At 63.2% G+C, this 26,186-nt stretch carries 24 protein-coding genes; 21 read left to right on the forward strand and 3 right to left on the reverse strand.

Translation table 11 applies throughout. The annotated features are described in order from the left end of the window. The first annotated feature begins 120 nt into the window (after positions 1 to 120). The 10 genes from C7411_RS05700 to C7411_RS05745 all read left to right on the forward strand — a co-directional run bounded on the left by C7411_RS05700 (position 121) and on the right by C7411_RS05745 (position 10,157). Positions 121 to 1,275: a porin gene (locus C7411_RS05700; protein WP_110383704.1), complete on the forward strand. Its 1,155-nt coding sequence runs from the start codon at positions 121 to 123 to the stop codon at positions 1,273 to 1,275. Positions 1,276 to 1,497: 222 nt separating this feature from the next. Next, positions 1,498 to 2,589: a LacI family DNA-binding transcriptional regulator gene (locus C7411_RS05705; protein ID WP_110383703.1), complete on the forward strand. Its 1,092-nt coding sequence runs from the start codon at positions 1,498 to 1,500 to the stop codon at positions 2,587 to 2,589. A gap of 168 nt (positions 2,590 to 2,757) precedes the next feature. Next, a complete protein-coding gene (locus C7411_RS05710) occupies positions 2,758 to 4,005 on the forward strand; it encodes an ABC transporter substrate-binding protein (protein WP_110383702.1) in 1,248 nt (415 codons plus the stop codon). A gap of 106 nt (positions 4,006 to 4,111) precedes the next feature. Then, positions 4,112 to 5,137 (forward strand): carbohydrate ABC transporter permease, encoded by a 1,026-nt coding sequence (locus C7411_RS05715; RefSeq protein WP_110383701.1) that lies wholly within the window; start codon positions 4,112 to 4,114, stop codon positions 5,135 to 5,137. Further along, on the forward strand, positions 5,134 to 5,964 hold the full coding sequence (locus C7411_RS05720; RefSeq protein WP_028204698.1) for a carbohydrate ABC transporter permease: 831 nt from the start codon (positions 5,134 to 5,136) through the stop codon (positions 5,962 to 5,964). Before C7411_RS05715 ends, C7411_RS05720 begins: the two co-directional genes overlap by 4 nt. 68 nt (positions 5,965 to 6,032) lie before the next feature. Continuing rightward, on the forward strand, positions 6,033 to 7,370 hold the full coding sequence (locus C7411_RS05725; RefSeq protein WP_110383700.1) for a GH1 family beta-glucosidase: 1,338 nt from the start codon (positions 6,033 to 6,035) through the stop codon (positions 7,368 to 7,370). A 93-nt stretch (positions 7,371 to 7,463) separates the two neighbouring features. After that, complete coding sequence (locus tag C7411_RS05730; RefSeq protein ID WP_110383699.1) at positions 7,464 to 8,594, forward strand: ABC transporter ATP-binding protein; 1,131 nt, start codon at positions 7,464 to 7,466, stop codon at positions 8,592 to 8,594. Between the two features lie 29 nt (positions 8,595 to 8,623). After that, positions 8,624 to 8,839 (forward strand): hypothetical protein, encoded by a 216-nt coding sequence (locus tag C7411_RS05735; RefSeq protein ID WP_110383698.1) that lies wholly within the window; start codon positions 8,624 to 8,626, stop codon positions 8,837 to 8,839. Positions 8,840 to 9,537: 698 nt separating this feature from the next. Beyond that, a complete protein-coding gene (locus C7411_RS05740; RefSeq protein ID WP_110383697.1) occupies positions 9,538 to 9,768 on the forward strand; it encodes a type II toxin-antitoxin system Phd/YefM family antitoxin in 231 nt (76 codons plus the stop codon). Further along, a complete protein-coding gene (locus C7411_RS05745) occupies positions 9,768 to 10,157 on the forward strand; it encodes a type II toxin-antitoxin system VapC family toxin (protein WP_042267575.1) in 390 nt (129 codons plus the stop codon). Before C7411_RS05740 ends, C7411_RS05745 begins: the two co-directional genes overlap by 1 nt. Here the strand turns inward: C7411_RS05745 and C7411_RS05750 are convergent. Next, complete coding sequence (locus tag C7411_RS05750; protein WP_110383696.1) at positions 10,136 to 11,185, reverse strand: LacI family DNA-binding transcriptional regulator; 1,050 nt, start codon at positions 11,183 to 11,185, stop codon at positions 10,136 to 10,138. The genes C7411_RS05745 and C7411_RS05750 overlap by 22 nt on opposite strands. Before the next feature lie 312 nt (positions 11,186 to 11,497). Here C7411_RS05750 and C7411_RS05755 point away from each other — a divergent pair, with 312 nt between their 5' ends. The 9 genes from C7411_RS05755 to C7411_RS05795 all read left to right on the forward strand — a co-directional run bounded on the left by C7411_RS05755 (position 11,498) and on the right by C7411_RS05795 (position 22,256). After that, the gene (locus C7411_RS05755) at positions 11,498 to 12,793 is read left to right on the forward strand and encodes an extracellular solute-binding protein (RefSeq protein ID WP_110383695.1); all 1,296 of its coding nucleotides are present in this window, start codon (positions 11,498 to 11,500) and stop codon (positions 12,791 to 12,793) included. Between the two features lie 60 nt (positions 12,794 to 12,853). Continuing rightward, positions 12,854 to 13,771 carry a carbohydrate ABC transporter permease gene (locus tag C7411_RS05760; RefSeq protein ID WP_243413058.1) on the forward strand — a complete coding sequence of 306 codons (918 nt, stop codon included), beginning with the start codon at positions 12,854 to 12,856 and terminating at the stop codon, positions 13,769 to 13,771. A gap of 3 nt (positions 13,772 to 13,774) precedes the next feature. After that, positions 13,775 to 14,605, forward strand: coding sequence for a carbohydrate ABC transporter permease (locus C7411_RS05765; RefSeq protein ID WP_110383694.1), 831 nt, complete (start codon positions 13,775 to 13,777; stop codon positions 14,603 to 14,605). A 56-nt stretch (positions 14,606 to 14,661) separates the two neighbouring features. Beyond that, complete coding sequence (locus C7411_RS05770) at positions 14,662 to 15,792, forward strand: ABC transporter ATP-binding protein (RefSeq protein ID WP_110383693.1); 1,131 nt, start codon at positions 14,662 to 14,664, stop codon at positions 15,790 to 15,792. 109 nt (positions 15,793 to 15,901) lie between these two features. Continuing rightward, positions 15,902 to 18,310, forward strand: coding sequence for a glycoside hydrolase family 3 N-terminal domain-containing protein (locus C7411_RS05775; protein ID WP_110383692.1), 2,409 nt, complete (start codon positions 15,902 to 15,904; stop codon positions 18,308 to 18,310). 88 nt (positions 18,311 to 18,398) lie between these two features. After that, positions 18,399 to 19,166: a D-xylose 1-dehydrogenase gene (xylB, locus tag C7411_RS05780; protein WP_110383691.1), complete on the forward strand. Its 768-nt coding sequence runs from the start codon at positions 18,399 to 18,401 to the stop codon at positions 19,164 to 19,166. Then, a complete protein-coding gene (locus C7411_RS05785) occupies positions 19,163 to 20,047 on the forward strand; it encodes an SMP-30/gluconolactonase/LRE family protein (protein ID WP_110383690.1) in 885 nt (294 codons plus the stop codon). Before xylB ends, C7411_RS05785 begins: the two co-directional genes overlap by 4 nt. A gap of 131 nt (positions 20,048 to 20,178) precedes the next feature. Then, positions 20,179 to 20,805 carry a hypothetical protein gene (locus C7411_RS05790; protein WP_110383689.1) on the forward strand — a complete coding sequence of 209 codons (627 nt, stop codon included), beginning with the start codon at positions 20,179 to 20,181 and terminating at the stop codon, positions 20,803 to 20,805. Positions 20,806 to 21,107: 302 nt separating this feature from the next. Then, positions 21,108 to 22,256, forward strand: a complete 1,149-nt coding sequence (locus C7411_RS05795) for a GGDEF domain-containing protein (RefSeq protein WP_110383916.1) — start codon at positions 21,108 to 21,110, stop codon at positions 22,254 to 22,256. Between the two features lie 24 nt (positions 22,257 to 22,280). Here C7411_RS05795 and C7411_RS05800 read toward each other — a convergent pair whose 3' ends face one another. Next, positions 22,281 to 23,165: an amidohydrolase family protein gene (locus C7411_RS05800; protein ID WP_042267562.1), complete on the reverse strand. Its 885-nt coding sequence runs from the start codon at positions 23,163 to 23,165 to the stop codon at positions 22,281 to 22,283. 39 nt (positions 23,166 to 23,204) lie between these two features. After that, entirely contained in the window at positions 23,205 to 23,702 is a 498-nt protein-coding gene (locus C7411_RS05805; protein ID WP_110383688.1) for a MarR family winged helix-turn-helix transcriptional regulator, read from the reverse strand. A 111-nt stretch (positions 23,703 to 23,813) separates the two neighbouring features. Between C7411_RS05805 and C7411_RS05810 the strand changes: the two genes are divergently transcribed. Together C7411_RS05810 and C7411_RS05815 are read left to right on the forward strand one after the other, a co-directional pair. Continuing rightward, positions 23,814 to 24,641, forward strand: coding sequence for a p-hydroxycinnamoyl CoA hydratase/lyase (locus C7411_RS05810; protein WP_042267557.1), 828 nt, complete (start codon positions 23,814 to 23,816; stop codon positions 24,639 to 24,641). Positions 24,642 to 24,677: 36 nt separating this feature from the next. Beyond that, on the forward strand, positions 24,678 to 26,129 hold the full coding sequence (locus C7411_RS05815; protein ID WP_110383687.1) for an aldehyde dehydrogenase: 1,452 nt from the start codon (positions 24,678 to 24,680) through the stop codon (positions 26,127 to 26,129). Positions 26,130 to 26,186: the final 57 nt, after the last annotated feature.

Raw genomic sequence — 26,186 nt, forward strand, 5'->3', positions numbered from 1 at the left:
TCCCTATAATCGCCTCGAAATGTGATCTGGAACATTTCAGTGAGGCAGCCTGGTAGGGAACGTGTAGAGCGCACGCAACCTGCGCGGTTTGGAGACGCCAAAATATATATAGGATATCTAATGAAAAAGAAGCTTATTGCATTGTCGGTGATGGCAGCTGCGACGACGATGGCGCACGCGCAGAGCAGCGTCACCCTGTATGGCCGTATCGACAACGGCGTGCAGTACGAAACCGGCCTGCCGGGCGGTAGCAGGTTCTCGGCACAGAGCGGCGACTGGGGGTGCTCCTGGTTCGGCCTGCTGGGTTCGGAAGATCTCGGCGGCGGCACGAAAGCGGTGTTCCAGCTGGAAGGTCAGCTCAATACGATGACGGGCGCTTCGGCGGGCAACCTGTTTGGCCGTCATGCCACGGTGGGCTTCTCCAACGACCGCTTCGGTCTGTTCAAGATGGGTAACCTCGGCGCCGGCGAACTCTCGCAGGACAGCTGGGGCGCGGACCCGCAGCTGATGCAGCGTTACGCCATCTCGACGCTCGTGCGCGGCCGTAACTGGGCGAGCACGAGCAACGGCGCCGAATACGATTCGCCTACGCTTTTCGGCGGCCTCGTGTTCAAGGGCCAGTATTCGCTGACCAACAACACGAGCTGGAACTCGGCGCCGGTCAACGCGCAGGGCGTGCCGACCGGCCAGGGCCGTACGAACGCGGTCGAAGGTATCTACACGTGGGGCAGCGGCGATTTCCGCGTGATTTATGACGAAGTCCGCGGTGCAAACGGCTCGTTCAACAACGTTTATTCGGCGTCGCGCTCGATTCTTGTTGGCGGCACGTACGTGATCGGTCCCGTCAAGCTCTATGCCGGGTACCAGCACTTGAGCGCACCGGACGCCACCAACGCAAGCATGGGCGTGACCGACGCGTCGCAGCCGGCTGGCGTGAGCGCACCCACCTCGGTGAACCACGAGTGGATCGGCGCTGGCTGGCAGGTGAACGACGCTTCGGCGATCACGGCTGCCGTGTTCCACGCGAACGCAAACAACGGCAACGGCAACGCCACGCTGTTCACGCTCGGCACGACGTACAACCTGTCGAAGCGCACGTTCCTGTATGCGGAAGCCGGCTACGTCCACAACAGCTCGACGTCGAACATCAACCTCGGCAACGGTTCGTACGGCAACAACAACTTCGATGCGGCGACGGGCACGTCGTCGAACGACAACCCGAACTATGGCCACAGCCAGACCGGCGTGTTCGCGGGCATCATGCACATGTTCTGATCTGACTTCGTTTGACCTGTAGTTGTTGTGATCTCTTTGTGTTAGGTACTGCTTAATTCTCTTGCATAGAGAGGCCGGTGCGATCTCTCCTCCACCCTGGTCGCACCGGCTGCTTTTTCTGTGGTTCTTTTTGCAGTTCTCTGTTAGTCACTTCGAATTCGTATCTGGAAGCGTTTTTTTAGTGTTTGAAAGCGCTTTCATGAAAATGTCCAGGCGGAACTCATGACCGATGGCACCAACGAAGCACCCGGCGCGCCTCGTGTCCAGAGCGGACCCACTCCGGGTCCCAACGTGACGCTGGAAGAAATCGCGCGCGCAGCCGGGGTGTCTCCGAGCACGGTGTCGCGCATCCTGAACGGCACCGCGCGTGTTCTCCCCGAAAAGCAGCGCGCGGTGGAAGAGGCGATCGCGCGGTTCAACTATCGTCCGAACGTGTTGGCGCGCAGCCTTGCGAGTGGCCGCACCGAAACCATCGGCGTCCTGACGCAGGCCGTGTCGAGCCCGTTTTACGCCGAGTGGCTGCGCGGTATCGAGGAGGCGCTTTCCGAGCCGGGCTTCACGCCGATTTTCGTGAGCAGCCGCTGGAATGTCGTCGACGAAAAAGCGCGCCTCGAGGAATTCATCGCGCGCCGCGTGGACGGCATCATTCTGTTGCATGCACAACTCGACGAACCGACGCTCACTGAATATTCGCGCTACGCGCCCATGCTGGTGCTTGGGCGCTCAGTGCAAAACGGCACGGCGCTGGCGGGCTTGCCGATCGACAACCTGCAGGGCGCACGCGACGCGACCCGTCATCTGATCGAGCAGGGCCACCGCGAGATCGCGTTCATCGCCGGCCCGGACAGTCACGAGGACGCGATCGAGCGTCTCGACGGTTACCGCATCGCACTGGAGGACGCGGGTATCGGTTTCGACGCCGATCTGGTCGAGCAGGGCGACTACCTCGAAACAGGCGGGCTCGCGGCCATGGAGCGGCTGTTGGTGCGCCGGCCGTCGTTGAGCGCGGTGTTCTGCGCGAACGACCAGACGGCGTACGGCGCACGCCTTGCGATGTTCCGCCGCGGCGTACGCGTGCCCGAGGATGTCTCGCTGGTCGGTTTCGACGATCTGCCGACTTCTTCGTACATGACGCCGCCTCTGACGACGGTGCGCCAGCCGACCTATGAAATCGGACGTCTCGCCGCGCAAGGCATCGTGCAGATGATCCGCAAGCAACCTGTCGCGCTGAGCCCCATTCCGCTCACGCTGGTGACGCGCGAGACGACGCGTCGCATCGGGCCGTCGGTGAGGCCGGGCAACACGGATGCATAAGGTTCGCGTCCAGATCGGGCTTTTTTTGGTTTTGCGGTGAAAGCGCTTTCAGGCAACGGGGCGCGGCAGGGCGTAGTGCAGTGCGAATCAATACAACAGGGGAAGTAGTTCGTAGCAGCAGGGGAGCATTTGAACGTCACTCGTAAACGTTTCATCAGGAGACATGTAATGAAATTCCGTTTTTCAGGCACCGCCGCGGCCGTTTTGCTGAGCCTGGCTACCATGGCTGCGCATGCCAACACCACGCTGAGCGTCGCGGTGTTTCCGAAGCTCGACCAGGAAATCAAGGACGCGATTCCGGCATGGAAGAAGCTGCATCCGGACGTCGACATCAAGGTGTCGTCGCTTGCGATCGGCGATCACCATAACGCCATGACCACCGCGCTCGCAACGAGCTCGGACCTGCCCGACGTGATGGCCGTCGAAGTCGGCTTTATTGGCCGCTTCGCCGCGGGTGGCGGTCTCGAAAACCTGGCGAAGCCGCCTTATAACGCCGGTCAGTACAAGAGCCAGTTCATCAACTACACGTTCGCGCAGGCCACCACGCAGGACGGGCAGATCGTCGGCATGCCGGGCGATATCGGTCCGGGCACGCTGTTCTATCGCAAGGACATTCTCGACAAGGCAGGTGTGACCGAAGCCGATCTGACCAGGTCGTGGGACTCGTATCTCGCGGCCGGGCAGAAGATCAAGAAGGCGACGGGCGCGTACCTGATGGCGTCGTCGCGCGATATCGAAGACATCTATATCCGCGCCGACCTGAAAGAAGGCGACGGCGTGTACTTCGACAAGGCGGGCAATCCGGTCGTGACCTCGCCGCGTTTCGTGAAGGCATTCGAGCTGGCGAAGAAGGCGCGTGATCTCGGTCTCGACGCGAAGATCACGCCATGGTCGAACGAATGGGCCGAAAGCTTCAAGCGCGGCACGGTCGCCACGCAAATGATGGGCGCATGGCTCGGCGGCCACCTCTCGTCGTGGATCGCACCGGATACGAAGGGCCTGTGGCGCGCCACGAATCTGCCCGGCGGCGCTTATGCATCGTTCGGCGGCACGTTCTGGTCGATTCCGGTGAAGGCCACGCAAAAGCAGCTGTCGTGGGAATTCATCAAGTTCCTGACGACGCGCACGGACGAGCAGCTCGCTTCGTTCCGCTCGATCGACGCGTTCCCCGCGCTGCTTTCCGCGCAGCACGACGACTTCTTCGCGCAGCCCGTGGCGTTCCTCGGCAACGAGAAGGCTCGCCTGATCTGGCGTGACGCCGCCGCGCATATCCCGGCGATCCAGCGCAGCAAGTATGACCAGGTTGCCGAAGAGGCGGTTCACTCGGCGCTCGACAAGGTGGTCGACAGCAACGAGGACATCCACGAGGCGCTGCAGGAAGCACAGGCTGAGATCACGCATCGTGTCCGCCGTTAAACGGTTCCGATGAAACGGCGCGGCATGCACTGCCGCGCCTTGAAGCCCGCTGCAACAGCGTGGCCGGCCGCCCCGGCCGGCCACGCCCGAATGGACGGAATTATCGATGAACTCTCCTCTGCCCACAACTGAACAGGTCTCCGTGGAAGGGCTCGTGCGCGATCCGCTCGCGCCGCTCGCCCACGCTCGTGGAAAACCGCGGCTCAATCCGGTCAAGGTCGCGCCATACCTGTTTCTCGCGCCGTTTTTCCTGCTGTTCGCCGTGTTCCTGGCCTTTCCGCTGCTGTTTTCGCTGTATCTCTCGTTCCAGAGCTGGGACGCGACGGCGGGACTGGCGAGCATGAAGTGGGTGGGTCTGTCGAACTTCACGTTCACGCTGACTGACCCGTGGTACTGGAAGTCGCTCTACAACACGGCTTCGATGGCGGTCATGTCCGGCGTGCCGCAGCACCTCATTGCGCTGCCGCTTGCGTTCTTTCTGCAAACTGCATTTCGCCGCTGGCGTAATTTCGTCGTCGGGCTGTATTTTCTGCCCTTCATCACCTCGAGCGTGGCGATCGCGCTGATTTTTTCGTCGCTGTATTCGACCGAGTTCGGCATGATCAACCTCGCCATTGCCGAAATCGGCAACATTCCGGGGCTGCACTGGATCGTGCCTTCGAAACCGATCGAGTGGCTGTATAACCCTGCGAATGTGAAGCCGGCGGTTTCCGTCGTTGTCTTCTGGCGCTATGTGGGCTGGAATACGGTGCTTTATCTGTCCGCGCTGCAGACCATTCCGAAGGACATTTACGAAGCGGCGCGCATCGACGGCGCCAACGGCTGGCAACAGTTCACGCGCATCACGATTCCGCTTCTCAAGCCGATGATCTTCTTCGCGGTCACGCTTTCGATCATCGGCGGCCTGCAACTGTTCGAAGAGCCTTTCATCCTGCTGCCGAACGAAGGCATGGGCACCAGCCAGTCCGGCCTGACGACGGCCGTCTACATGTATCGCACGGCATTCCACGACGGCGACTTCGGCACGGCCAGTTCGATTGCGTGGCTGCTCTTTATCACGATTTCCGCGCTGATGTGGCTCAACACGCGCATTTTCCACCGCAGCGGCATGAAAGAAGAGGCTCAGCGATGAAACTGTCGAAAAACAAGGCGCGTTATACGGGTTATGCCGTCGTGCTGGCGGGTGCGGTGCTGATGTTCTCCCCGTTCTGGTTCATGTTCGTCTTCGCCACGCACACGAGTTCCGAGATTTTCTCGATGCCGCCGCCGCTGTGGTTCGGCAATGCGTTTCTCGACAACATGGCGTCGCTCATGCGCCACATTCCGTTCTGGCGCAATCTGGGCTGGAGCTTCTACACGGCGACGATCCAGACCGTGCTGACGCTGCTCGTCACCTCGATGGCCGGTTATGCGTTTGCGATGTACGAGTTCCGCTTCAAGAAAACGCTCTTTGCCGTTGCGCTCACGGCCATGCTGGTGCCGCCGTTCCTCAGCATGATTCCGACCTTCATGACGATGAACCTGCTCGGCTGGATCAATCAGCCGCGTGCACTGTATGTGCCCGGCGCGGCTGCCGCGCTCGGCGTGTTCCTCATGCGCCAGTACATTGCATCGGCCATTCCGTCCGACCTGATCGAGGCGGCGCGCATCGATGGCTGCGGTGAGTTCCGTATCTACTGGAGCATCGTGCTGCCGCTGCTGGGGCCGGCACTGGGCACGCTTGGGCTCATCAGCTTCATTCAGGCCTGGAACAACTTTCTATCCGCGCTCGTGGTACTGCGTTCGCCGTCGATGTACACGCTGCCCCTCGCGCTGCGCATTCTGCAAAGCCCGACCAATTCGGACTGGGGCGCGGTGATGGCGGGCTCCGCGGTCGCCGTGGTGCCGCTGCTGGTGCTGTTCGCGTTCACCTCGCGGCGCTTGATCGACGGTTTGACGACCGGCGCGGTCAAGGCCTGAGTTTCCCTTCATTCATATCATGTCCGCTCACACAAAAGCGGACGCCACTAATCAGGATATCTATTGTTATGTCGACGTTTCGATTCAAGGAAAATTTCATCTGGGGCGTGGCCACCAGTTCATATCAGATCGAAGGCGCAGCCCGCGAAGACGGCCGTGGCGAGTCGATCTGGGACACGTTCTGCCGCGTGCCCGGCAAGGTGGTGAAAGGCGAGAGCGGCGATGTGGCCTGCGACCACTACCATCGCTTCGAGGAAGATCTCGATCTGATGGCGCAGATGGGCGTCAATGCCTATCGTTTTTCGATTGCATGGCCGCGCGTGCAGCCCGATGGTCGCGGCGCGTATAACGAAAAAGGCCTCGCGTTCTACGAGCGTCTGGTCGACGGCTTGCTCGAGCGCGGCATCCAGCCGTTCGCGACGTTGTATCACTGGGACCTGCCGCAAGCGTTGCAGACGCAGCAGAACGGCTGGGAAAGCCGTGACACGGCTTATCGTTTCGCCGACTACGCCCGCAAGATCGGCAGCGTGCTGGGCGACCGCGTGGCGTCGATCGCCACGCACAACGAGCCCTGGTGTACCGCATGGCTCGGCAATGCAACGGGCTACTTCGCGCCGGGCAACGCCGACCTGAAGAAGGCGGCGCACGTTGCGCATCATCTGCTGCTTTCGCACGGCCTTGCCGTTCAGGCCATGCGCGCCGATGGCGTGAAGGCGCCGCTCGGCATCGTGCTCAACCAGTCGCCGGCACACGGCGCGACCGACGCGTCTGAAGACCTCGCTGCCGCATCGCTCGAATATGCGAAGTTCGTGCGCTGGTACATGGACCCCATCTTCAAGGGCGAATATCCGGCCGAAGCGCTGCAATGGTATGGCGAGAACGGCCCGCAAGAGGTGATTCGAGAAGGCGACTTCGACATCATCGGCACGCCGCTCGACTTTCTCGGTATCAACTATTACACGCGCATCTTCGCTAGCGCTTCGGGCGACAAGCGTCCGCCGGGCGTGCACGGCTTCACGGACATGGACTGGGAAATCTATCCGGAGGGCCTGACCGAACTGCTCACGAAGCTCAATGCCGAGTACAGGCTGCCGCCGATTTTCATCACCGAGAACGGCTGCGCGTCGAAGGACGTGCTCGAGAACGGCCGCGTGCAGGACACCGGCCGCATCCACTTCCTCGATCTGCACCTGGCTGCGCTCTCGGAAGCCGCACAACAGGGTGTGGACGTGGCTGGCTATTTCGCGTGGAGCATGCTGGACAACTTCGAATGGGCGTCCGGTTACGACAAACGCTTCGGCATGGTGTACGTCGACTACGAGACCCAGCAGCGCACGCTGAAGGACAGTGCGCACTGGTATGGCGAGGTTATCGCGGAGCATGCTGCCGAAGAGGCCGCACGCTAACGCGGGCACACAGACAGCACCGCCCGCGCGAATTGGGAAGAAACGCCTGTCTCGCGCGGGATCGCAAGCAAGAGCACCAGGGAGGACGTAACAATGGGCGAACTCGTATTGCGCAACGTCGTGAAGACGTATGGCGAAGGTCCGCAGATCATTCAGGGCATCGATCTTCATATTCCCGACGGACAGTTCACGGTATTCGTCGGGCCGTCGGGTTGCGGGAAGTCGACCATGCTGCGCATGATCGCCGGTCTCGAGGAAGTGAGCGGCGGCGACATTCTGATCGACGGCGTACGCGTGAACGATCTGCAGCCTGTGGATCGCGGCGTGTCGATGGTGTTCCAGAGCTACGCGCTCTACCCGCATATGACGGTTGCGGAGAACATGGGCTTTTCGCTGAAGCTCTCGGGAAAATCGAAGCGAGAAGTGCGCGAGATCGTGGGCCGCGCCGCCGAAATCCTGCAGATCACGCACCTGCTCGAGCGCAAGCCCAAGGCGCTCTCGGGCGGCCAGCGGCAGCGCGTTGCGATTGGCCGCGCGATCGTGCGCAAGCCGCGCGTGTTTCTGTTCGATGAGCCGTTGTCGAATCTCGATGCCGCGCTGCGCGTGCAGATGCGTATCGAACTGGCGAAGCTGCACCGCGAGCTCGGCACGACGATGATCTACGTCACGCACGATCAGGTCGAGGCGATGACGCTCGGCGAGCAGATCGTGGTGTTCAACAAAGGGAACATCGAGCAGAGGGGCGCGCCGCTCGATCTGTACGACCGGCCCGCGAACCGCTTTGTCGGCGGTTTTATCGGTTCGCCGCAAATGAACATGCTCAGCGCCACGGTCGTGTCGCAAAACGGTGCGCAGACCGTCCTCGCGCTTGCGGGTGCGAGCCACCGCGTAGCGTTGCCAGGCCGTCCGGACCGCGCGCTCAACGGCGAGTTGACCCTGGGTGTGCGCGCCGAACACCTGAGCATCGGACTCGCGGACGAAGGCATCGCCGCGCGCGTGGAACTGGTCGAGCATCTGGGCGATGTCTCGATCCTGCATGCGCGCCCCGACGGCATGGTGCACGCCATCTCGCTCAAGCTCGACAAGAAGGACGCGCAATACGAGCCGGGCGCACGCGTGGGCATCAAGGTGGCCTCGTCGGCGGTCACGCTGTTCGATGCGAAGGGGGCCGCCGTGGCGTTCGAGCGCCCCCAGGTGGGAGAGAACGTTCAAGCCGTCGTTTGACGTGCCGGTTTGCGTAGAGGAAGAGTGCCATGGCGAACAAGGGGTCGAAGGACGATTTCGCGTCCACCGCAAATGCGCCGGGCGGGCGGGTCGCGACACCAGCTCAAACGCGCGATCTGACGGGCGGTGAACGCGGGCCGCAACGCAACCGCCAGGCGAGACGGCGCGAGCCGCTGCATGCGTTCATCGTCCATTTCGACGTTGAGCCTTCGTCGAAGCCGCCATTCCCGGAGGATCCGGATTAGCGAGTGTGACGATATGGGGGCAGGGATGATTACGAGTGTCGCGAATGGGCGTTACGACTTTTCTTACCGCACATTTAACGTTAGCCGGAACGGTACTTTTTTGCATTACGCTGTTGCCAGCTTGCCAGGCGCTCTTTCCTCGCCACGCCGGGCTCCGGTGGGGTTTGCGCGGACTCCGCGTCAATTCACCAAGCCCAGGTAAACCACGCATGGCGGCGCTCAAACGGGGAACTTAACATGATCTAACGTTAAGGGTAACGTTATTATGTTTCTGTTTAATCGATGGTCTGCAGCAAGAGCAATCATCTCCCCTCACGCTCCGCTTTCCTGCGGCAGCGTCCGTATCGGCAAGCGAAGCGTACACCGCCACTCGCGCCTGGCCGCTGGCAAGCAACACACCCTGTTGTCGTGCCTCGCGGGTCGCTCGATCATAGCTCGGGCTGCTTGACGGGTAATCACCAGACAGATCGATTATATGAAAGCGCAAGGGCTGCCGGGCGTATTCGGGCGAAGGAAGTTACCGGTAAAAACCCGCAGTCCGTTCGAGCGGGATCTACCGGCGTAGGAGCGTCATTCAGGTAGCAGACCGTTGGGCAACGCCGATAAAGAGCCATTGGGGTGCGATGCACAATTTGGTTGTGTGTGCAACGACCTGATGCAATAAAAATCCGATAGAATTTTGATGGGTGGAGAGCGTCATGGAAAAGCGAGTATCCAAAGCCATTTTCAAGTCCCGCGCCTGCGAGTTGTTTCGTCAGGTCGAAACGCTGGGCGAAACCGTCGTCGTGACGGACCGGGGACAACCCACCATTGAAATCCGGCCGTATCGCAGCAAGACGGAGAATCCGCTCGAGTTGCTGCGGGCCTCGATCACGCATGTCAATCTCAAGCACGCGCTTGCACACGTTCCCGCCGGGCAGGAAGAGTAATGATCACGCTCGACACGCTTGCGCTCGTGTGCTGGCTCGGCAGGCAGAAAGCGCTGAGTCAGGCAGCTCACGATGCGATCGACCGTGAACTCGCCGGCGGCGAGATCCTGATTTCGGCCATCAGCGCGCTGGAAATCGCGGAGTTCGTAAAGGCGGGCAGCCTCGGGCTCACCATGGATGCGCGCAGCTGGCTGTCGACGTTTCTGAAACTGGATGGCGTGCGCCTGATTCCGGTCGATTCGGAAATTGCGTTCCGGGCGGCGACGCTGCCGCCCGCGCTCACCTCGCATCAGAGGCTGATCGTCGCGACCGCCCGCACGCACGGCGGCGCGCTCGTGACGTCCGACGCGAAGGTGCGCGCCTCGACCTACGTCGAAACGATCTGGTGACGCGAGCGGCGGTGCCGCGCTCGTACCGGCCCGGTCGAGTCGCGCACCACCAGCTCGGCAGGCAGCGTGATGCGCTGCGAAGCGGCGTCGATGCCGGCGATCTGCGCGAGCAGCGTATTGACCGCCGAACGCGCCATTTGCTGGAACGGCTGGCGAATCGTAGTGAGGGCAGGATGAAACTGCTCGGACATGGGAATGTCGTCGAACCCGATTACGGAAATGTCGTCGGGCACGCGCAGGCCCGCTTCCCTGACTGCGGCGATCACGCCAAACGCGCTCTGGTCGTTGGCCGTGAAAATCGCGGTGGGTGGATCGGCGAGGTTGAGCAGGTCGAACGTAACGTCGAACGCCATCATTTGCGAAAGATCTCCCGCGGCAACCAGTGCGTCTTCGCGCGGCAAGCCGAGCTTGGCAAGCGTGTCGCGATAGCCGCGTTGGCGGTCGCGTACCCCTTCGATGGTTTCGTCGCCGGCGAGGAACGCAATGCGCTTGTGGCCGAGTTCCGCCAGATGTTCGACCGCGAGACAGGCGCCGCCGTAATTGTCGACCGACACCGAAGGAAAACCCGTAAGCGTGCCGCGCTGATCGACCACCACCACTGGCACTTTGGCCGTGGCGAGCGCTTCGAGACAGAGCGATTCGCGCGGCAGGATGGCGAGAATGCCGTCCGAAAACTGTTGAATCAACCCGAGCAGGTCGTGATGCGTATGGCGGTCTTCGTCGAACACGGTGTACACGAGCATTTCCATGCCCGCGCCGCGCGCCGCGCGGCCTGCGCCGAGCACCAGTTCGCTCGAGAACTGCGTGTCGAGCGTGGGCGTAATGATGCCGATGATGCCGTTGCGGCCGCCCGAGAGTTTCTGCGCGGTGCGGTTCACGACGTAACCGATGTCCGAAGCGATTCTCAGCACTTCGTCGCGCGTTTCGCGCGACACGCCCGGGCGTCCGTTGAGCGCGCGCGACGCGGTCATCTGCGACACCCCGGCCAGCTTCGCGACGTGCTCGAGCGTGGGAGTTTGCCTTGCCATGCGTGGTGTGGGCTTACGAGAGGTCATGTCTGCGAAGACTCGCTCGTGACTCGCTGGTTACTCCGCGGATTGGTCGCTCGTCACGTTAGCGATACCGTTTATGTGCCGGCTATTCTATCAGATGCGCGCTTGTTCGACCCTTGCCGCATATACCGACCTTGCGCACGACGCAAGCTCCGGCGGGGGCTCACCAGGAAAATCCCGCATAGCCGTAGTTCGCAGCACAGCTTAACATCTACTAACGTTAAGGCTAACGTTAAATCCACAGACAACTCAGGTAGCTCTCAAAATTCCTAAAGAGGGGACACAAACATGGCGTACCCAGGTTTCTCCAAGGCGCGGGCGATAGTCGGCGCCACCGCGCTGGCGTTTTCACTGTCGGCCGTCGTTTCGAACGCCGTCGCGGCGGACACCAGGACGATCACGGTTTGGGATCAGCAGACCAATGCGTCTTCCAGCAAGATCATCCGCGACGCCTCGGAGCGCTTCGAAAAAGCCGATCCGGGCTACAAGGTCGAGAATTCGCACGTTCTGAACGAGGCCTACAAGACGAAGCTGAAGGTCGCTTTCGGTGCGAACCAGCCGCCGTGCGTGTTCGAGAACTGGGGCGGCGGCGGCCTGCAGGAATATGTGAAATCCGGTCAGATCGTGGACCTCACGCCGTACCTGAACAAGGACCCGGCGTTTCGCAACCGCTTCATGCAGTCGTCGTGGAGCGTAACGACGTTTGGCGGCAAGACCTACGGCGTGGCTGCCGAAAACGCGGCGGCCGCGGTGATCTTCTACAACAAGGAAGTATTCAAGAAGTACGGCATCACGCCGCCGAAGACGTGGGATGAACTGATGCACGTCGTGGATGTGCTGAAGCAGCACAACGTGGCCGCGTTCTCGCTCGCGAACAAGAACAAGTGGACGGGCTCGATGTACTACATGTACCTCGTCGACCGTATCGGTGGTCCGCAAGTCGTGAGCGACGCCATCGCAGGAAAGGGCAAGGGCTTCGAAGATCCGGCGTTCATCGAAGCCGGCAAGCGTATCCAGGAGCTCGTGAAGGCTGGCGCGTTCGCGCCCGGCATCAACGGTCTCGACTATGACTCGGGTGCTTCGCGCCGTCTGCTGTATTCGGGCAAGGCCGCGATGGAGCTGATGGGCGCCTGGGAAGCTTCGACGATCGCGAACGAAAATCCGGGGTTCTCGAAGGATCTCGACTTCTTCGCGTTTCCGAGCGTGCCGGGCGGCAAGGGCGACCCGCGCGACCTGATCGGCACGGTGGGCGACGGCTTCCTGAGCATTTCGGCCGAGTGCAAGACGCCGGACGCCGCGTTCAAGCTGATCCAGGCGCTGACCGACGACCAGGCGATGCAGGCGCGCGCGTCGGATGACCACAAGCTCCCGCCGGTCAACAACGTCAAGATCGACGATCCGTTCACGCAGCGTCTGCAGCAACTGCTCGCCGCGGCGCCGAGCGTGCAGCTCTGGTACGACCAGGCCCTGCCGCCGGCGTTGGGCGAACTGCACAAAGACACGACGCAAGCGCTGTTCGGTTTGTCGCTGACGCCTGAGGCGGCCGCGCAGCAAATGGAAGCCGCTTCGAAGAAGGGCGGTTGATCTCCAGTACCCAGGAAAAGTCCGGCTGGCGCCGCAAGGGGCCGGCCGGCATAAAAGCTCGTGAATATCGCACTTTCCGCTACACCCGAACGCCGGCTGAAGCTCTCGTCGCAAACGCTCGTCACGGTCGTGTTTCTTGCGCCGGCGCTGCTGCTGCTGGCCGTGTTCCTGCTTTATCCGCTCGTTTCCAGCTTGCGGCTGTCGCTGCTCGACTGGAATGGCCTCGGCAATACGGCCCGCTATACGGGGCTCGCGAACTGGGCGCGGCTCGCCCATGACACGGTGTTCTGGCAATCGCTCAAGAACAACGTGATTCTCGCGCTCGCCTCGATCGTCATTCAGCTTCCCGTCGCGCTCGCGCTCGCCGTGCTGCTGGAAAAGGCCGGCCGTGGCTCGCGCGTGCTCAAGGTGCTCTATTTTCTGCCGCTGCTCATGTCGAGCGTGGCGATCGGCGTGCTGTTCAAGCAAATCTACGATCCGAATTTCGGACCGCTGAACGTCGCGTTGCAGGCATTCGGGCTCGATTCTCTCGCGAAGGACTGGCTGGGCGACCCGCACTTCTCGCTGGGCGCGACCATCGCCGTGATCATCTGGCAGAACGCGCCTTTCTACATGATTCTGTTCCTCGCCGGCCTCTCGTCGATGCCGGCCGAGGTCAACGAGGCGGCGCTGCTCGATGGCGCTTCCGAGTGGACCATCTTCTGGCGCATCAAGCTGCCGCACCTGCAGGGCACGGTGCGCACGGCCGTGATCCTGTCCGTGCTCGGCTCGCTGCGTTACTTCGATCTCGTCTTCGTCATGACGGGCGGCGGCCCCGAGGGCTCGTCCGAGGTGATGGCTACCTATATGTATCGCACGGTGTTCAGTTCGTTCCAGCTCGGCTACGGCAGCACCATCGGCTCGGCGATGTTCCTGATCGTCATCGCGGTGGCCGCGGTCTCGATGTACTTCACGCGTCGCTACGCAACCGAGGTCTGAACCATGAACAAGCAATTCCGCTTCCCCCGGGTGACGATTCCGATCCTCGCGCTGATCTGGCTGGCTGTCACGACGGTGCCGTTCATCTTCATGGTCGTGTCGAGCTTCAAGAGCCAGGAAGAGACGTTCTCGACTTCCGTGTGGGCGCTGCCGGGCCATCTGTACTGGGGCAATTACGCGGCCGTGCTGCAGGGGCCGTTCTTCACGTATTTCCGTAACAGCCTGTTCACGGTGGGCGTGTCGGTCGCGCTGATCGTCGTCATCAGCGCGATGGCCGCCTATGTGTTTGCGCGCATGCGCTTCAGGCTGAACAAGCTGCTCTTCGGTCTCGTGGTCGCCGGCATGATCGTGCCGCTGCATGCCACGCTGGTGCCGATCTATCTGCTGACGCGCAACCTCGGTCTTTACGATACGCAGTTCGCACTGCTCGGGCCGTATGTGGCGCTCAGCCTGCCGGTGTCGATCTTCATCCTGACCGAGTTCATGCGGCAGATTCCGCGCGAGCTCGAAGAAGCCGCGCAGCTCGACGGCTGCAGTCCGTTCCGCATTTTCTGGCGTATTTTCTTCCCGCTTTCGGGACCGGGGCTCGCCACGGTGGCGATCTTCAACGGCATTGGTCTCTGGAACGAGTTCATCTTCGCGTACATGCTCACGTCGACGTCCGAGCACCGGACGCTGCCCCTCGCTATCTGGGACTTCATGGGGCAATACGCATCGAACATACCCTCGATGCTGTCTGTTCTCGTGCTCACGTCGTTGCCGTTGATCGTTGCCTACGCGTTCGGTCAGGAGCGCGTGATCAAGGGGATGATGGCCGGCTCGCTCAAGGGCTGATTCAGGGCTGATTCAGGGCCGATCCGCACCGCTAACCGAACTTCGCATACATCGATATGGCAAGCATTTCCCTCAATAACGTACAGAAGGCCTACGCGAGCGGCAACGCGGTGATCCGCGACGCCAACCTCGAGGTCGGCAAGAACGAATTCTGCGTGTTCCTCGGGCCGTCGGGCTGCGGCAAGTCCACGCTGCTGCGCATGATCGCCGGACTCGAATCGATTACCGACGGCGAACTGCGCATCGACGGTGAACGGATGAACGAGGTCGAACCCGCAAAGCGCAAGGTCGCGATGGTGTTCCAGAACTACGCGCTCTATCCGCATATGAGCGTGTACGAGAACATGGCATTCGGTCTGCGTCAGGCGAAAGTCGACAAGGCAATCATCGACAAGAAGGTGCGCAGCGCGGCTGCGGCACTGCAGCTCGACAGCTATCTCGAACGCCGCCCCGCAGCGCTTTCCGGCGGCCAGCGCCAGCGCGTGGCGATCGGGCGTGCGATCGTGCGCGAGCCGGGCGTGTTCCTGTTCGACGAGCCGCTGTCGAATCTCGACGCGGCGCTGCGCGTGCAGACGCGTACCGAGATCGCGCGTTTGCATCGCGAGTTCAGCGAGGCGAGCGCCGTGTATGTGACGCACGATCAGGTTGAGGCCATGGCGCTGGCCGATCGCATCGTGCTTCTGCAGGCGGGCGACGACATGGAGCGGCACGGCAGCGTCGCGCAGGTGGGGGCGCCGCTCGACCTGTATCACCATCCGAAGAGCCGGTTTGTCGCGGGCTTCATCGGCTCGCCGAAGATGAACTTCTTCGCGGGCACGGTGGTGGGCGGCGACGATGGCGGCGTGGACATCGACCTGCAAAGCGGCGAGCGCGTGCGTGCGCGTGTGGACGGTTCGCGTGCGCGCGCCGGCATGAAGGTGACGCTCGGTGTGCGTCCGGAGCATCTGCGCGTGGCCGGCGATGCACGCAGCGAACAGACGCTGGCGTGCCGCGTGAAGCTCGTCGAGCACATGGGCGAGCACAGTTATATCCACGCGACGCAGACCGGCCCGGCCGCGGCGACATTGATCGCAAAGGTGCCCGGCGACAGCGCATTGACGCACGATGAAGTGGTCAGGCTTGCGCTGCCAGCCGAGGCTTGCCACGTGTTCGACGATCACGATATGGCGCTGCGTCGTCTCATCTAGGCCGAGCGCGCCTTTCGCCACGCGCCCCGCGCAACGCCATTTTCAAAAGCACAACTAAACAGACGGCAAGAAAAAAACGCCGTCTCGTGCAATACCAGGGAGTGAAGCCATGTCGCTTGAACACACCACCGAGATACCGCTTTACCGCCGCTCCAACGCGCCGACCGCGCAACGCGTGGCGGACCTGCTCGCGCGCATGACGCTCGACGAAAAAATCGCCCAGCTTCACGCCGCGTGGCTGGTGCTCTCGGCCGACGGCGAACACAAGGCGCGCAGCATCGATTTCGCGCAAAGCGCCAACAGCCTCACGGTGAACCAGATTCTGCAACACGGTCTTGGGCAGATTACGCGTCCGCTCGGCACGCACACGGTCGATCCCAAAGAGGGCGTGCGCGCGCTCAACGAATTGCAGCGCAAGATGGTCGAAGACACGCGCCTCGGCATTCCCGTCATGTCGCATGAAGAATGCCTCGTGGGCCTGATGATCAAGGACGCGACGCTGTTTCCCTCGCCGCTGAACTACGCGGCGACGTGGAACCCGGGCCTCGTGGGCGAAGTGGGGCGTATCATCGGCGAGCAGGCGCGCTCGATCGGCTGTCACCAGGGCCTGGCTCCCGTGCTCGACGTGTCGCGCGATCCGCGCTGGGGCCGCACCGAGGAAACGCTCGGCGAAGACCCGTATCTGGTGGGCGTGCTCGCGTGCCACTACGTGAACGGTCTGCAAGGCGAGCGGCGCGACGTGCTCGCCACGCTCAAACACTTCGTCGGCCACTCGGCGAGCGAAGGCGCCCGCAATCACGCGCCCGTGCATGTCGGGCCGCGCGAGTTGAACGACGTGTTCCTGCTGCCGTTCGAAATGGCGGTCAAGCTCGCGCACGCGGGCTCGATCATGCCGGCCTACCACGATATCGACGGCGTGCCCTGCCATGCGGATCGCACGCTGCTGCACGACACGCTGCGCGAGAAGTGGGGTTTCGAGGGGCTCGTCGTTGCGGACTATGCTGCCGTCGACCTGCTCTACAGCCATCATGCGGTGGCGCACGACAGCGCATCGGCGGCGGCGCTCGCGTTCAATTCGGGCCTCGACGTCGAGTTGCCGGGGCACGAGTGCGCGGTCCATCTGAAAGAAGCGCTCGATCGCGGCGAGATCACCGAAGCGACGATCGACACCGCCGTGTCGCGCGTATTGAGCACGAAGTTCCGCCTTGGCCTTTTCGAGAATCCGTATGTGGATCCCGAACGCGTGGATGTGAAGGGCACGGCGGCGGGCGATACGGCGTATCAGGTCGCGCTCGAATCGGCGGTGTTGCTGCGCAATGAAGGCGGCGTGCTGCCGTTGAACGCCAATGGCGTGGAGAAAATCGCGGTGATCGGTCCGACGGCCGACGACCCGCTCGCGCTGCTCGCCGGCTATAGCTTCCCGGTGCACCTCATCAACTCGGGCGAGCAGTCGGTTGCTTCGATCGCCACGCCGCTGGGGGCATTGCGCGCGCTGCTGGGCGAGTCGCGCGTGCTGCATGCCAAGGGTTGCGACATCATCAAGACCCGCCGTGCGGGCGCGCCGGTTTTCCCGGGCGACGTATCGCTCGATTTGAGCGGTGCCGCCAACCGCGACGAACTGATCAGCAAGGATACCGAAGCGATTCCCGACGCAGTCGAGGCCGCGCGCAAAGCGGACGTGGCCGTCGTGTTCGTCGGCGATCTGGCGGGCTTGTTCCAGTCCGGCACGGTGGGCGAAGGCTCCGATACGGACAGCCTGGAACTCCCGGGCGTGCAACTGCAATTGCTCGAGGCCGTGGTCGAGAGCGGCACGCCTACGGTCGTCGTGATGACGGGCGGCCGGCCGTACAACCTGGGCGGCCTCGAAGATCGCATTGCCGCGCAGATCATGGCGTTTGCGCCGGGCGAGCGCGGCGCCGAAGCGCTTGCCGATCTGCTGGTGGGCCGCGCCGATTTCAGCGGCCGTCTGCCGCTGTCCGTGCCGAAGAGCGCAGGGGCCGTGCCGTATGTCTACAACCATCGCCTCAAGAGCGCGGGCACGCCGATCGCCTACCACTTCGGAAGCCGCTATCCGTTTGGGTTCGGCCTCGGCTACACCCGGTTCCGTTACGGCGATCTCGCGGTGGTGCAACGCGAAGTCCCGCTCGAAGACGGCACGGTCGAACTGAGTTTCGCGGTTGAGAACATCGGCTCGCGCGACGGCACGGAGGTCGTGCAGATTTACGTGCGCGATCGGCACGCGTCCGCGGCACGGCCGGTACGCGAACTCAAGGCGTTTGCACGCGTGCCGCTCGCGGCAGGCGCGCGCACTCGCGTGAACGTGAAGCTGCCCGTCGATATGCTCAACTTCACCGACGCGCGCGGCGAGCGCATCGTCGAGCCGGGCGAGTTCGATCTGATGGTGGGCAGCTCGAGCCGCGACATCCATCTGAGCGGCACGGTCACGGTGGTCGGCAAGGCAACGCGCACGCTTGCACGCGACTGGCGCATGCTGAGCGCCGTCGAGGTCGTGTCGTAACGGGCAGGGAAGCGGCAGGGCAGGGCGGCGAGTCGTCTGCGGCTCGCCGCCCTGTTTGGGTTCTGACAAGTCAACACTGGAATATCTGATGTCGTACGCAATCTATCCGAGCCTGGCGGACAAAACCGTCGTTATCACCGGCGGCGGCAGCGGGATTGGCGCCGCGGTCGTGGAGGCCTTTGCGCAGCAAGGCGCGCGCGTGTTCTTCCTCGACGTGGCCGAACACGATTCGCTGGCTCTCCAGGAGAAGCTTCGCGATGCGAAGCATCCGCCGCTGTTCAGGCGCTGCGACCTGTGCAGCGTGGACGCCATCGAAAGCGTGTTCGCGTCGATCGTCGATGCCGCGGGACCCGTCGACGTGCTCGTGAACAATGCAGGCAACGACGATCGCCATGATGTCGGCGAGCTGACCGCAAGTTACTGGGACGGGCGTATCGCCGTGAACCTGCGTCACCAGTTCTTCTGCGCGCAAGCAGCCGCGAGGGGCATGCGCCAGGCGGGACGCGGCGTGATCCTGAACTTCGGTTCGGTGTCGTGGCACGTCGCCTTGCCGAACCTGCCGATCTATCTGACCGCCAAAGCCGGCATCGAAGGTTTGACGCGCGGTCTTGCGCGCGATCTGGGCGGAGCAGGCATTCGCGTGAACTGCATCATTCCCGGCGCCGTGAAAACGCCGCGGCAGATGAACCTGTGGCAAACGCCGGAGAGCGAGGCGAAAGTCGTTGCGGGGCAGTGTCTGCCACTGCGCATCGAGCCCGAGCACGTCGCCCGCATGGCCTTGTTTCTCGCCTCCGACGACGCCTCGCGCTGTTCCGGGCGCGACTACTTCGTCGACGCGGGATGGTACGGAGAATGACGATGGCGCATCCCGTGTGTGTATGGCCGATCGGCGCGGAGCTTGGCGAAGGGCCGCTGTGGCAGGACGCGGAAAGCGCGGTCTATTTCGTCGATATCAAGGGACGCCGGATCCATCGTCTCGTGGTTACGACCGGAGAGCGCACGACGTGGTACGCGCCGGACCAGGTCGGCTTCATCGCGCCGCTGGGCGAGCGGATTTTCGTGTGTGGCCTGCCTGACGGCCTGTATCGTTTCGACGCCGTGAGCGGGGAATTCGACAAGCTGGTGGACGTCGAGCCGCATTTGCCGGGCAATCGCCTCAACGACGGTTTCGCCGATGCGCACGGACGCCTGTGGTTCGGCTCGATGGACGACGCCGAGGAAACACCGAGCGGCACGCTGTATCGCGTGGACGCGGGCGCGGCGATGAGCGCACAGGACAGCGGCTACGTGATCACCAACGGCCCGGCCATGAGCCCGGACGGCCGCACGCTCTATCACAACGACACGATGCGTCGCGTCGTGTATGCATTCGACGTCGCCGTTGACGGCACGCTGTCGGGCAAGCGCGTCTTCACCGCAATTGCCGGCGGCGGGCACCCGGACGGCATGGCGGTGGACGCCGAGGGCTACGTGTGGATCGCGCTGTTCGGCGGCTGGCGCATCGACCGTTATTCGCCCGAAGGCGAACGGGTCGATCAGGTTGCGTTTCCTTGCGCGAACATCACGAAGCTCGCGTTCGGCGGGGACGATATGAAGACCGTATACGTTTCCACCGCGTGGAAGGGGCTCACGGCAGCCGAACGCGAGAAACAGCCGCTGGCGGGCGGCTTGTTCACGTTCCGCTCGCCGGTGCCGGGGCAGGCGCCGGCGAACTGCGCGGCGGCCTTCGCACGTTAGGCGCAGCCTGGATCGTATAGGACCAAAGTCCGATGGCCGGGGCGTTCTGCAGTGCTAGGCTGCGAGAGCACACGCCATGGTCTCTGACCGGCGCAGCAAGCGCGGCACCTGATCGCTTCAAGGGGACTACCATGCTCTATCGATCGAATACGGGCGTTGCTTTCGCGCGCTGCCTGGCGCTCTCCGTGGCGGCCCTCGGCTTGCTTGCCGCCTCGGCGCCCGTCTGCCGCGCGGCCGACACGGACGCCTCCGCCGCCTCGGAAGCCATGCCGGCAGGGGCATCCGTCGACACGGAAAGCGGCACCATCAGTTTGATCGATCAGAAGAATGCGCTCATCGTCGTGACCGTGCCGGGCCGCGACGACCTGAGCTTCAGTGTGAAAGATCATCCCGACGTGCTCGAGGTCGTCAAGGTCGGCGACAAGCTGACGACCCACTTTATGGAGCCGTACGTCACCGGGTTGACGCCTGCCGGCGGCGCGGCGGTCACGCGCCTGACTCACACGGCAAAGATTACCCAGCATTCCTCCGGCGCCGACAACGAAAACTTCCAGGTGCTCCGCGTCTTCAGCGGCGTGGCGCAGGTCACGGGCGTCGATCGCAAGCTCAACCTGCTGACCGTCGTGGACAAGTCGGGCACCGCGCGCTCCGTTCGGGTCAGCCGCCCGGACCTGATCGAGGTGATGCAGACCCTCAAGCACCATAGCCACGTGAAGATCACGTACGAGTCCGAGATGACGGTCATCGTCGCCCGTTAGCGGCCACGAAAAGCTTTCTTTTTGCGTGTTATGTGCCGGATGGCGCGGACTTGCAAGCGCTTCTGCAAAGAATCGTGCTTCGTCTGACGTAAATCGCACAGGGCACGTGCAAATATCTTCCATTGGTTGCCAGTTCAACCAATGACTTCCCCACCCCCGCATTCCTAAAGTTTTCCTTGCAGCCCGCCGTTATGCAGTAGGGCGGCGGCGCCCGTTGCTTTCGCACGGCCGTACGACCCGGACTTTACAGGGCGCGAGAGGCGAAAACGCCTGGGCGCGCAGTACGACCGACGGTGACGCATGTGAGCTCCCGCAACGAAATCTACTCTTTGCCGCGTGGCAAGCTGGCCCGTTGGCTAACCGAGCCCGGGCAGGACACGCCGCACGAAATCCGTGTCGCCCTTGTCGGCACCTTGTTCGGAACCCTGCCGATCTTCTTTGGCGGTGTATCCAATACCGTGGCCGTGGCGTGGGTCCTCGCTTGCCGTCACGCAACGCTGCCGTTCAAGTGCTGGCTCATCGCCGAAATCGTCGTTTGCGCGGTGCGCCTCGCGACGCTCGCCCTGTCACGCCGCCGGGCAAGGGAGGGCAAGAGCACGCCCACCGACTTCTATATTCTTCTCGCGCCGTTGTGGGGCGCGACGGTCGGCTATGGCGCGCTCGTCAGCGCCATGAGCCGGGACTGGGTATCCGCTACGCTCGCTTTTCTTTCCGCCGCCGCCATGGTGGGCGGGATCTGCTTTCGCAATTTCGCGGCGCCGCGACTGGTGGCAGTCATGATCTGCCTTTCGCTCGGCCCGTGCTGCATCGGCGCGCTGCTGGGCGGCGAGCCGGTCCTCCTGCTCACGCTCCTGCAAATTCCGTTCTATCTGTTCGCCATGAGCGCCGCCGCGCGCCACCTGAACGCCATGCTCATTTCGACAATGAAGGCCGAACGGGAAAACAGCCATCGCGCGCGCCATGACGCCCTCACGGGACTCCTGAACCGGGATGGCCTGTTCCGCGCGGCCGGAACGACGAGCGCGTCGCCCCTCAAGGCGGGCATGACAGTGTTCTTCGCCGATCTCGACGGCTTCAAGCTGATCAACGACGCGCATGGCCACAAGGCCGGCGACATGCTGCTCGTGCAGGTCGCGAGCCGCCTGCGCATGCTGGCCAGCGCGGGCGCATGGGTGGCGCGCATGGGCGGCGACGAATTCGTCATCATCGACCCTCAGGTGGACCGGGCGCCGCGCGATTGGGCCAGCCTCGTGACCGAAGCGATCGAGCGGCCGTTCGAACTTGCGCCGGGACTGCAGGTGAGCGTCGGGGCGAGCGTCGGATTCACGACGGTCGCGGCCGATGACCTGGACTTCGATCTGGTCCTGCGCCGCGCCGATCTCGCGATGTACGCCGTCAAGCGCGAGAAGGCGCAGGGCGAACAGGTTCCGGCGCTTGAAAGACCCGCCTGACGCACACCGGGCGTGCCGCTTGCATCAGGGCTTTGCCGCGAGATCCAGCAGGCGCACCGCATTCTCCTTGAGGATCAAGGGCCGCACCTCCGGTTTGATGTCGAGCGTATCGAAGTCCGCGAGCCAGCGGTCCGGCCGGATCAGCGGGAAGTCGGATGCGAACAGCACCTTGTTGCGCAACAGCGTGTTCGCGTACTTCACCAGTTCGGGCGAGAAGTATTTCGGCGACCAGCCCGACAGGTCGATGTAGACGTTGGGCTTGTGCAGCGCGATGGAAAGCGCCTGCTCCTGCCACGGCCACGAGGGATGCGCGATCACGATCTTCATGTCGGGGAAGTCGGCGGCCACATCGTCGAGATAGATCGGCTCGGAATACTTCAGACGCAATCCGCCGCCGCCACGCATGCCCGAGCCCATGCCCGAGTGGCCGCTATGAAACACGGCGGGCAGGCCATATCCGGCAATCACTTCGTATAGCGGATACGCCAGCCGGTCGTTGGCGAAAAAGCCCTGCATGGTGGGGTGAAACTTGAAGCCGCGCACGCCGTGATCCTCGATCAGCCGCCGCGCTTCGCGCGCGCCGAACTTGCCCTTGTGCGGGTCGATGCTCGCGAACGCGATCATGATGTCGGCGTTTTGTTGCGCGAAGCCGGCGATCTCCTCGTTGTCGATGCGGCGGCGCCCGATATTCGCCTCGCAGTCCACCGTGAACATCACGAAGCCGATCTTGCGCTCGCGGTAGTGCTCGATCGTTTCCGCAATCGTCGGACGGCGGCCAAGCTTTAGCACGGTCCCGAAGTATTTGTCGGCGGCCTCGTCGAATTCCTTCGCGAAGAGGTCGGGCGGCTGGCAGCACGACACTTCGGCGTGGACGTGCGTGTCGATGGCAACGAGCGGGTCGATGTTCAAGGGTGTCTCCCTGTTTTTGTCATTTGCAGCGGGCTCGCCTCAAGCGGCGCGCAGATTGCGCACGCAGGCATGCAGCAGCACGTGCAGTTTTTCCGCTGTTTCGGTATCCATATCGTCGAGCATCGCGCCTTCCACGTGATCGGCGGCGGCGTCGCATTCGCCCAGCAGCGCGTTGCCGGCTTCGGTGAGCGAAAGCAGCACCACGCGGCGGTTCATCGGGTCGGCTTCGCGCATGACCCAGCCATTCGCCTCCATCGTCTTCACGACTTCGTTGGCCGCCTGCGGCGTGATGAACGAGCGCTCGGCGAGTTGCGCATTGGAGGCGCGCCCGCGCGCGCGCAGCACGGAAAGCGCGGTGTACTGCGGCAGCGTGAGACCGTGGCGGGCGAGCGCTTCCGTCAGGCGGCGGGAGACGACGCGGTCGAGCTGGCCGATCAGATAGCTCAGGCGCATGGGCGGCACGGTGTGCAGGCTGCCTTCGGCGGACGGTTGCGCGGTTCGGGCGCGCGGCGCGGTGGGGGGCGTTTTCTGGGTCATCGCGTTTTACGGGTTTGTACCGACGAGATCATATTCTACTTTACATATCAGGTAGCCTGATAGTAAATTGATTTCAAGCCGCGAGTGCGGCAGTGTCCACGGAGATAGAGAATGAGTTACGAAGGTCGCTGGAAAACGGTCAAGGTTGCGGTGGAGGGTGGCATCGCCTGGGTGACGCTCAATCGCCCGGAAAAGCGCAACGCCATGAGCCCGACGCTCAACAAGGAAATGATCGACGTGCTCGAAACGCTCGAGCTCGACGCCGAGGCGCAGGTGCTCGTGCTGACCGGCGAAGGCTCGGCGTGGACGGCCGGTATGGACCTGAAGGAATACTTCCGCGAAGTCGACGCGGGCCCCGACGTGCTGCAGGAACGCATCCGCCGCGACGCGAGCCGCTGGCAATGGCAACTGCTGCGCATGTATTCGAAGCCGACCATCGCGATGGTCAACGGCTGGTGCTTTGGCGGCGGTTTCTCGCCGCTCGTGGCATGCGATCTCGCGATCGCCGCCGACGAAGCCACGTTCGGCCTTTCGGAAATCAACTGGGGCATTCCGCCGGGCAACCTCGTGAGCAAGGCAATGGCCGATACCGTGGGACACCGCGAGGCGCTTTACTACATCATGACGGGCGACACCTTCACGGGCCAGCAGGCCGCGAAAATGGGGCTCGTCAACAAGAGCGTGCCGCTCGCGCAGTTGCGCGAAGAAACGATCGCGCTTGCGGCGAAGCTGCTCGACAAAAACCCGGTCGTGCTGCGCAACGCGAAGCACGGTTTCAAGCGCTCGCGCGAACTCACCTGGGAGCAGAATGAGGACTACCTCTACGCGAAGCTCGACCAGGCGAACCATCGCGACAAGGAAGGCGGCCGCGAGCAGGGCCTCAAGCAGTTCCTCGACGAGAAGAGCATCAAGCCGGGCCTGCAGGCATACAAGCGCTGATCGCTCACAACGCACAAGGACGGAGGAGACAACGACATGCATGAAACTGGCCTCTTGATCGGCGGCGCGGCGCGCGCCGCGTCGAATGGCAAGACGTTCGAGCGCATCGATCCGGCCACGGGCGCGGTGGCGACGCGCGCGGCAGCCGCCACGCAGGAAGATGCCGACGCGGCCGTTGCCGCCGCCGCGCGCGCCTTTCCCGCGTGGGCCGCGCTCACACCCACGGAGCGCCGCAAGCGCCTCTCGGTTGCCGCCGACAAAATGGATGCGCGCACAACGGATTTCATCGCCATCGGCGCGGCGGAAACGGGCGCGATGGCGAACTGGTACGGCTTCAACGTGATGCTCGCGGCCAACATGCTGCGCGAGGCGGCTGCCATGACCACGCAGATCGACGGCGCGGTGATCCCCTCCGACGTGCCGGGCAGTCTCGCGATGGCCGTGCGCCAGCCGTGCGGTGTGGTGCTCGGCATGGCGCCCTGGAACGCGCCGGTGATTCTCGCCACGCGTGCGCTCGCCATGCCGCTCGCGTGCGGCAACACGGTGGTGCTCAAGGCTTCCGAAGGGTGCCCTGGCGTGCATGCGCTGATCGGCGAGGTGCTCAACGAGGCAGGGCTCGGCGAGGGCGTCGTGAACGTGCTCACGCATGCGCCGGAAGACGCGCCGGCCATTGTCGAGCGTCTGATCGCCAACCCTGCAGTCAAGCGCGTGAACTTCACGGGCTCGACGCGCGTGGGCCGCGTCGTCGCGCAGCATTGCGCACGGCATCTGAAACCGGCGCTGCTCGAACTGGGCGGCAAGGCACCGGTGCTCGTGCTCGACGACGCCGACTTTGACGCGGCAGTGGAAGGCATCGCTTTCGGTGCGTTCTTCAACCAGGGGCAGATCTGCATGTCGACGGAACGCGTGATCGTCGATCGCAAGATTGCCGACGCGTTCATGGAAAAACTCGTTGCGAAGGCGCGTACGCTGAAGGCCGGCGACCCCGCGCAGCCGGGGTCGGTGCTGGGTACGCTGGAGAGCGAAGCGTCGGCGCGGCGCATCCGTGCGCTTGTGGAAGATGCGCGCGAGAAGGGCGCGACGCTGCCGCTGGGCTGCGAGGTGAATGGCGCGATCATGCAGCCGGTGATTGTCGAAAACGTCACGCGCGAGATGAAGCTCTATGCGGACGAATCGTTCGGCCCCGTGGTGACGGTGCAGCGCGTGGATGGCGACGACGAAGCGCTGCAGGTGGCGAACGACAGCGAATACGGTCTTTCGGCGGCCGTGTTCAGCCGCGATATTGCGCGTGCGATGAACGTGGCGAAGCGCATCGAATCGGGCATCTGCCATATCAACGGGCCGACGGTGCACGACGAAGCGCAAATGCCGTTCGGCGGCGTGAAGGCGAGCGGCTATGGGCGCTTCGGCAGCAAGGCTTCGATCGCCGAGTTCACCGACCTGCGCTGGATCACCGTGCAGACCGGCCCGCGCCACTATCCGATCTGAACGCGTTCACAACATGAAACACCGGGCCGGCAGCGCCGACACACGGCGCTGACCGGC

This window comes from Paraburkholderia silvatlantica, from assembly GCF_003096715.1.
Lineage (GTDB): Bacteria > Pseudomonadota > Gammaproteobacteria > Burkholderiales > Burkholderiaceae > Paraburkholderia > Paraburkholderia silvatlantica.